Raw genomic sequence first — 7255 nt, 5'->3', positions numbered from 1 at the left:
GCGGGGGCCGGATTTGAACCGACGACCTTCGGGTTATGAGCCCGACGAGCTACCAGGCTGCTCCACCCCGCGTCCGATGGATGCGCACTATACTCTCCATGCGTTTTGTTGCAAACCCTTTTTGCATTTTATTGCCCTAAACCCGTTTTTCTGCTGAATTTGCCCGCAATTTGCCTTCTTTTTCATCACCATCCTCCGTGCTGCTTTTTTTATTTGCAGCGATTCCTTTATCAATGAGCGTTTGTTATCGTTCAGCCGGTAGATCATATCAGTTTGAGAGTGTGCGCGATGAAAGGACGTTGGGGCAAATACCTGCTGGGCGGGTTGATGGTGGCGGTGTTGGCGGGCTGTTCGTCCAAGCCGACCGATCGGGGTCAGCAATATAAGGACGGCCGTCTGGATCAATCGCTGGAGCTGGTCAATCAGCCCAACGCCAAAGGTTCGCCGGTCAACGCCAAGGATTACTCGGATCAGCTGATGGAGATCAAGTACGCGTCGCCTTCGCTGTTTAACCGCAACAACAGCACCTATCAGGCGGTGCAAAGCTGGATGGCGTCCGGCGCCGACACGCGCATGCTGAGCCAGTACGGCCTCAGCGCTTACCAGATGGAAGGCGTCGACAATTACGGCAACGTGCAGTTTACCGGCTACTATACGCCGGTGGTGCAGGCGCGCTATACCCAACAGGGCGAGTTCCGCTATCCGCTGTACCGCATGCCGCCGAAGGGCAGGGGCCGCTTGCCGGATCGCGCGGGCATCTACTCCGGCGCGCTCGACGATCGCTATATCATCGCTTACACCAACTCGCTGATGGACAACTTCATGATGGAAGTCCAGGGCAGCGGTTATGTCGACTACGGCAACGGCCAGCCGCTGGTGTTCTTCGGCTACGGCGGCAAGAACGGCCACGCCTATCGCAGCATCGGCAAGGTGCTGATCGATCGCGGCGAAGTGGCCAAGGCGGACATGTCGATGCAGGCGATCCGTCAGTGGGCGGATACCCACAGCGCCGCAGAGGTGCGTGAGCTGCTGGAGCAGAACCCGTCGTTCGTGTTCTTCCGCCCGGAAGCTTTTGCGCCGGTGAAAGGCGCCAGTGCGGTGCCGCTGATTGCCAAAGCCTCGGTGGCTTCCGACCGTTCGCTGATCCCGGCGGGCACCACGCTGCTGGCCGAAGTGCCGCTGCTGGACAACAAGGGTAAATTCACGGGAAAATACGAGATGCGTCTGATGGTCGCGCTCGACGTGGGCGGCGCCATCAAGGGCCAGCATTTTGACATGTATCAGGGCATCGGGCCGGAAGCCGGCCACTCGGCGGGGTACTACAACCACTACGGCCGCGTCTGGGTGCTGAAGAACAACGGCGGTGGCCAGCTGTTCAGCGCCAATCAGTCAAACGGCGGCGGTTCGTTGTTGGCCACCCGGTAAACGCGCGCGGTGTGAAAAGATTGACCCGCAAGGGCCGGATTTTCCGGCCCTTATCATTTGCATTACGAAGGTAATTAAAGCGTTATGAGCACAGCTTATTCGGAAGCCTATCTGCAGCGTTTCGGCGGCACGGCGCGGTTGTACGGCCAGCAGGCGCTGGCGGTGTTCGCGCAGGCACACGTCTGCGTGATCGGCATCGGCGGCGTGGGTTCCTGGGCGGCTGAGGCGCTGGCGCGCACCGGCATCGGCGCCATCACCCTGATCGACATGGATGATGTCTGCGTCACCAATACCAATCGTCAAATCCACGCATTGCGTCAGCATGTCGGGCAATCCAAAACCGAGGTGATGGCGGAGCGCATCCTGGCGATTAACCCGGAATGCCGGGTGACCTGCATCGATGATTTCATTACCCCGGACAACGTCGCCGAGCTGCTGGACCATAACTTCAGCTATGTCATCGACGCCATCGACAGCGTGCGGCCGAAGGCGGCGCTGCTGTCCTACTGCCGCCGTTTCAAGATCCCGGTGGTGACTACCGGCGGCGCCGGCGGGCAAATAGACCCGACTAAAATCGAAGTGGCCGATCTGGCGAAGACCATTCAGGATCCGCTGGCCGCCAAACTGCGCGAGCGGCTGAAGCACGATTTCAACGTGGTGAAAAACGGCAAGGGCAAGCTGGGCATCGACTGTGTCTTCTCCAGCGAACCGCTGGTTTATCCGCAGCCGGACGGCTCGGTATGCGCTTCGCGCAGCACGGCGGAAGGGCCGAAAAGAATGGATTGCAGCGCAGGTTTCGGCGCGGCGACCATGGTCACCGCCACCTTCGGCTTCGTCGCCGTGTCGCACGCGCTGAAAAAGATGGTGGCGAAGGCGGCGCGTCAGGCGTAACGGGCGGCGATCGCCTTTACGGCGGCGGCCAACGCCGCCAGGCCGCTGGCGCGGGTGGCGCTCAGCTGCGCGCGCAATGCCAGGCGGTCGAACAGCGCCAGCGGATCCATTGCGGCGATCTGCGGCGGCGTTTTCCCTTCCACTTCGGTCAGCAGCACCGCCAGCAGGCCGCGCACGATGCGGCCTTCGCTGTCGCCATAGAAGTGCAGCGTGCCGTCTTCCAGCAACTGGTGCCCCAGCCAGACGCGGTTTTCACAACCGCTCAATGCCATTTCTTCACTGCGCAAGGCTTCCGGCAGCGGCGGCAGCCGTTTTGCGAGCATAATCAGCTGGCGGTAGCGGTCTTCCCACTGTTTCAGCGCGCTGAAGGTGGCGATCAACGCGTCGGCGGTGATCTCTCGGCCAAAAGGATGGGGGGCGAGCATAGCGTCTCCGGGAGTCAAGTCAGTCGGCCAGCAGATCGAGGGCGTAAGTTAACGCGCTGACCAGCGTATCGACGTCCTGTTGAGTATTGTAGGGAGCGAACGACGCGCGCAGCGTGCCGCTGACGCCTAACGCCGCCATCAGCGGCTGCGCACAGTGCTGGCCGGCGCGCAGCGCAATGCCTTGCTCCGCCAGCAGCGTGATGATGTCGCTGTGGTGTACGCCGGCGATATCGAACGCCAGCAGGCTGGAACCGGAACTGCGGAAGCTGCGAAAGCCCGGCAGCTGCGCCAACCGCTGTTCCGCCCGGTCCGCCAGCTCGCGGCTGTAGCGCTCCGCCGCCGCCATATCCTGTTCGCTGAGCCAGGTGAGCGCAGCGGCCAATCCCAGCACGCCGGCGATGTTTGGCGTGCCGGCCTCGAAGCAGTGCGGCGGCTTTTGCGGGGTAAAGCCGTCGAACGACGCCTGGATCAGCATCTTTCCCCCTCCTTGCCACGGCGCCATCTGCGCCAGCAGCTCGGCTTTGCCGTACAGCGCGCCGATGCCGGTCGGGCCATACAGCTTGTGGCCGGAGAAGGCGTAAAAATCGATGTCGAGCCGCTGTACGTCGGCCGGGCCGTGCACCACGCCCTGGGCGCCGTCGATCATCACGCGCGCGCCGGCGGCATGGGCCAGCGCGATAGCCGGCGCCAGATCCGGGCAGCCGCCGGTGACGTTGGACATTTGCCCCAGCGCCAACAGGCGGGTTTTGTCATTGAGCAGGGCGGGCAGCTGCGCCAGGTCCGGCAACCGATCGGCGCCGATCGGCAGTTTCACCACCCGCGCGCCGGTTTGCTCCGCCACCATCAGCCAGGGGATCAGGTTGGCGTGGTGTTCCGCTTCGCTCACCAGAATTTCATCATCTGGCTGCAGACGCGGGCGCAGGTAGCTCTGTGCCACCAGGTTGATCGCCTCGGTGGTGCCGCGCGTCCAGACGATGTCGTCGGCCGACGGCGCATGGATCAGTTGCGCGACCTGGCCGCGCGCCTGCTCGAAACGGGCGGTCAGATTCTGCGCCGCCCGATGCTGGCTGCGGTGCACGGTGGCGGCGTCGTCGCGATAAAACTGCTGCGTGGCGTCGATCACCGCCTGCGGTTTCAACGCGGTGGCGGCGCTGTCCAGATAGATGCCGTCCTGCGCGAGCGCGGGAAACTGTTGGCGAAAAAGGCTGGGGTTAAAAGGCGTCATACCCTGATTGTCACTGGCTTGAGTCGATGGGTGATCCTGTCCTATTTTGCCGCCGGAGACAAGCGTTCGCGCCGATTAGGACTTATCGCCTGGCAAAATTGGGAAAGTTTGTTATGCTATTAAACGTGCGCTTATTAATCGCATCTATACACATAAAAGGTATTTATCAGCATTTAAAACTACAAAGGAGTCCTCAATGAAGAAAACAGCCGCAGTTCTCTCTGCCCTGATGCTTACGTTCACCCTGGCCGCCTGTTCCAGCAACTACGTGATGCATACCAATGACGGACGCACCATTGTCGCTGACGGTAAGCCTAAAGTGGACAACGATACCGGCATGATCAGCTATAAAGACGCCAACGGCGTCGAGCAACAGATCAACCGCGCCGATGTGAAAGAGATGGTTGAAAGCAACCAGTAATCGTCAGGCAAAAAAAAGCACCGCAAGTTTTGCGGTGCTGCATAAAATCACTATGGACAGACAGGGTAAATGTACAGGAAGTGAAAAAACAGTAGCCTAGCTACCATGTCCGGAATCGCCGGACAATTTGCAAACACAACATCACAACCACAAGCCAAAAGTTCATCGGCGTCCTCGACACCCACTCCCTTTTCGTTCCGGCCCGGGAAGTGCCGCCACTATAGGTATTTGCTGGCGCATCCTCAACGGACAAATTATAATGGCTCGGATAAAAAAAACTAATGGCAATACGCCGTTAGCGTTTACCGATGGCTTGCCACGCAAAGCCGCCCGATTTTCGGCGCCGAATCATTCGGATTAATGTTACACAAAAGTAGCTAATTTAATGTCTAAACGCTTACCTCCCCTCAATGCGCTGCGCGTGTTCGATGCGGCCGCTCGCCACCTGAGTTTCACCAAGGCGGCGGAAGAGCTGTTCGTGACCCAGGCCGCGGTGAGCCACCAGATCAAGTCGCTGGAGGACTTCCTCGGGCTGAAGCTGTTTCGTCGGCGCAACCGCTCGCTGCTGCTGACCGAAGAGGGGCAAAGTTATTACCTCGATATCAAGGAGATCTTCTCTTCGATCAACGAGGCGACGCGCAAGCTGCAGGCGCGCAGCGCCAAGGGGGCATTGACAGTCAGTCTGCCGCCGAGCTTCGCCATTCAGTGGCTGGTGCCGCGCCTTTCCGGCTTTAACTCAGCTTATCCGGGGATCGATGTGCGCATCCAGGCGGTGGACCGCGAAGAAGACAAGCTGGCGGACGACGTCGATGTGGCGATTTTCTACGGCCGCGGCAATTGGCCGGGGCTGCGCGCCGAGCGCCTGTATGCGGAATATCTGCTGCCGGTGTGTTCGCCGAGCCTGCTGACCGGCGATCATCCGCTGAAAACCGCAGACGATCTGGCTTATCATACGTTGCTGCATGACGTTTCACGCCGCGACTGGCTGGCTTATACGCGCCAGCTGGGGTTGCAGCACATCAACGTGCAGCAGGGGCCGATCTTCAGCCACAGCGCCATGGTGGTGCAGGCGGCGGTGCACGGCCAGGGCGTGGCGCTGGTGAATAACGTGATGGCGCAAACCGAGATCGAAGCCGGTCGCCTGGTGTGCCCGTTCAACGATGTGTTGGTCAGTAAAAACGCTTTTTATCTGGTATGTCATGACAGCCAGGCAGAACTGGGTAAAATAGCCGCCTTCCGGCAGTGGATCCTGGCGCGCGCCGCCAGCGAACAAGAGAAGTTCCGCTTCCGCTACGAACAATAAGGCCGGCCGCCGCCTTGCCGCGGCCGGTGATTTTTAATGGGATAGATCACGATGAGCAGCCGTTCCATGCTGGTTTTCGCCGCTATCAGCGGCTTTGTGTTTGTCGCGTTGGGCGCATTCGGCGCGCATGTGTTAAGCGGCACGCTGGGCGCAAACGAAATGGCCTGGATCCGCACCGGGCTGGAATATCAGGGGTTCCATACCCTGGCCATCCTGGCGCTGGCGGTCGCGATGCAGCGCCGCGTGAGCCTGTGGTTTTACTGGAGCGGAGCGCTGTTGGCGTTCGGCACCGTGTTGTTCAGCGGCAGCCTCTATTGCCTGGCGCTGTCGCACCTGAAGGTCTGGGTATATATCACGCCGGTTGGCGGCGTGTGCTTCTTGATCGGCTGGATATTGATGTTGATTGGCGCTTTGCGTCTGAGGAAAAAGGCCGAGCGCCATGAATAAGATTGCGTTGTACTGCCGCCCCGGCTTCGAAAAAGAGTGTGCGGCGGAGATCACCGATAAAGCCGCCCAGCTGGAGATTTACGGCTTTGCGCGGGTAAAAGAGCACAGCGGTTACGTGTTGTTCGAATGCTATCAGCCGGACGATGCCGACCGTCTGGCGCGGGAAATTCCGTTCCGCGAACTGATTTTCGCCCGCCAGATGATCGTGGTGGGGGAGCTGCTGCGCGATCTGCCGCCGGAAGATCGGGTATCGCCGATCGTCGGCATGCTGATCGGCGTGGTTGATCGCGGCGGCGAGCTGCGGGTGGAAGTGCCGGACACCAACGAAAGCAAAGAGCTGATGAAATTCTGCCGCAAGCTGACGGTGCCGCTGCGCGCCGCGATGCGCGAGCAGAAGGTGCTGATGGCGCGCGAGAACCCAACTCGCCCGGTGGTGCATGTGTTTTTCATCGCGCCGGGCTGCTGCTACGTCGGTTACTCCTACAGCAACAACAACTCACCGTTCTATATGGGCATTCCGCGTTTGCGCTTCCCGGCCGATGCGCCGAGCCGTTCGACGCTGAAGCTGGAAGAAGCGTTCCACGTGTTCATCCCCGCCGACGAGTGGGACGAGCGCCTGGCCAGCGGCATGCACGCGGTCGATCTGGGCGCCTGCCCGGGCGGCTGGACCTATCAGTTGGTGAAACGCAGCATGATGGTGCATTCGGTGGATAACGGCCCGATGGCGCCGAGCCTGATGGAAACCGGCCAGGTAACGCATCACCGCGCCGACGGCTTCAAGTTCGAGCCGAACAGCAGCAAGATCTATTGGTTGGTGTGCGACATGGTGGAAAAACCGGCGAAGGTGACCAGCCTGATGATTCAGTGGCTGGTGAAAGGCTGGTGCCGCGAAGCGATCTTTAACCTCAAACTGCCGATGAAAAAGCGCTATGAGGAAGTGTCGCAAAACCTGATGAACATCCGCGAAGCGTTGAGCGCCGCCGGCATCAGCGCTGAAGTGCACGCCAAGCAGCTGTATCACGATCGTGAAGAGATCACCGTACACGTGCGCCGCATGTGGTCGGCGGTGCCGGGCCGCCGCGACGAGCGCGATTAACCGCGTTAAACCTGATGAAGGG

At 60.4% G+C, this 7255-nt stretch carries 8 protein-coding genes; 6 read left to right on the top strand and 2 right to left on the bottom strand.

From position 1 onward, the window contains the following. The first annotated feature begins 288 nt into the window (after positions 1 to 288). Positions 289 to 1425: a murein transglycosylase A gene (mltA, locus tag AC2CGQ_RS24290; RefSeq protein ID WP_004931884.1), complete on the top strand. Its 1137-nt coding sequence runs from the start codon at positions 289 to 291 to the stop codon at positions 1423 to 1425. An 84-nt stretch (positions 1426 to 1509) separates the two neighbouring features. Continuing rightward, a complete protein-coding gene (tcdA, locus tag AC2CGQ_RS24285) occupies positions 1510 to 2316 on the top strand; it encodes a tRNA cyclic N6-threonylcarbamoyladenosine(37) synthase TcdA (RefSeq protein ID WP_004931886.1) in 807 nt (268 codons plus the stop codon). Here the strand turns inward: tcdA and csdE are convergent. Then, positions 2307 to 2741: a cysteine desulfurase sulfur acceptor subunit CsdE gene (csdE, locus tag AC2CGQ_RS24280; RefSeq protein ID WP_021505663.1), complete on the bottom strand. Its 435-nt coding sequence runs from the start codon at positions 2739 to 2741 to the stop codon at positions 2307 to 2309. The genes tcdA and csdE overlap by 10 nt on opposite strands. A gap of 19 nt (positions 2742 to 2760) precedes the next feature. After that, entirely contained in the window at positions 2761 to 3966 is a 1206-nt protein-coding gene (csdA, locus tag AC2CGQ_RS24275) for a cysteine desulfurase CsdA (RefSeq protein WP_166445363.1), read from the bottom strand. Between the two features lie 196 nt (positions 3967 to 4162). On the opposite strand from csdA, the gene AC2CGQ_RS24270 reads away from it, so the two are divergent. The 4 genes from AC2CGQ_RS24270 to rlmM all read left to right on the top strand — a co-directional run bounded on the left by AC2CGQ_RS24270 (position 4163) and on the right by rlmM (position 7233). Next, positions 4163 to 4387 (top strand): YgdI/YgdR family lipoprotein, encoded by a 225-nt coding sequence (locus AC2CGQ_RS24270; RefSeq protein WP_025304050.1) that lies wholly within the window; start codon positions 4163 to 4165, stop codon positions 4385 to 4387. A 385-nt stretch (positions 4388 to 4772) separates the two neighbouring features. Further along, on the top strand, positions 4773 to 5690 hold the full coding sequence (locus tag AC2CGQ_RS24265; RefSeq protein WP_004931894.1) for a transcriptional regulator GcvA: 918 nt from the start codon (positions 4773 to 4775) through the stop codon (positions 5688 to 5690). Positions 5691 to 5741: 51 nt separating this feature from the next. Then, positions 5742 to 6137 carry a DUF423 domain-containing protein gene (locus AC2CGQ_RS24260; RefSeq protein ID WP_004931896.1) on the top strand — a complete coding sequence of 132 codons (396 nt, stop codon included), beginning with the start codon at positions 5742 to 5744 and terminating at the stop codon, positions 6135 to 6137. Next, the gene (gene rlmM / locus AC2CGQ_RS24255; RefSeq protein ID WP_015378905.1) at positions 6130 to 7233 is read left to right on the top strand and encodes a 23S rRNA (cytidine(2498)-2'-O)-methyltransferase RlmM; all 1104 of its coding nucleotides are present in this window, start codon (positions 6130 to 6132) and stop codon (positions 7231 to 7233) included. The genes AC2CGQ_RS24260 and rlmM overlap by 8 nt, the downstream gene beginning before the upstream one ends. Positions 7234 to 7255: the final 22 nt, after the last annotated feature.

This window comes from Serratia sp. DFXYC6 (assembly GCF_057196085.1).
Note: the sequence above shows the minus strand (reverse complement) of the source record. Positions and strands in the feature narration are given on the sequence as shown.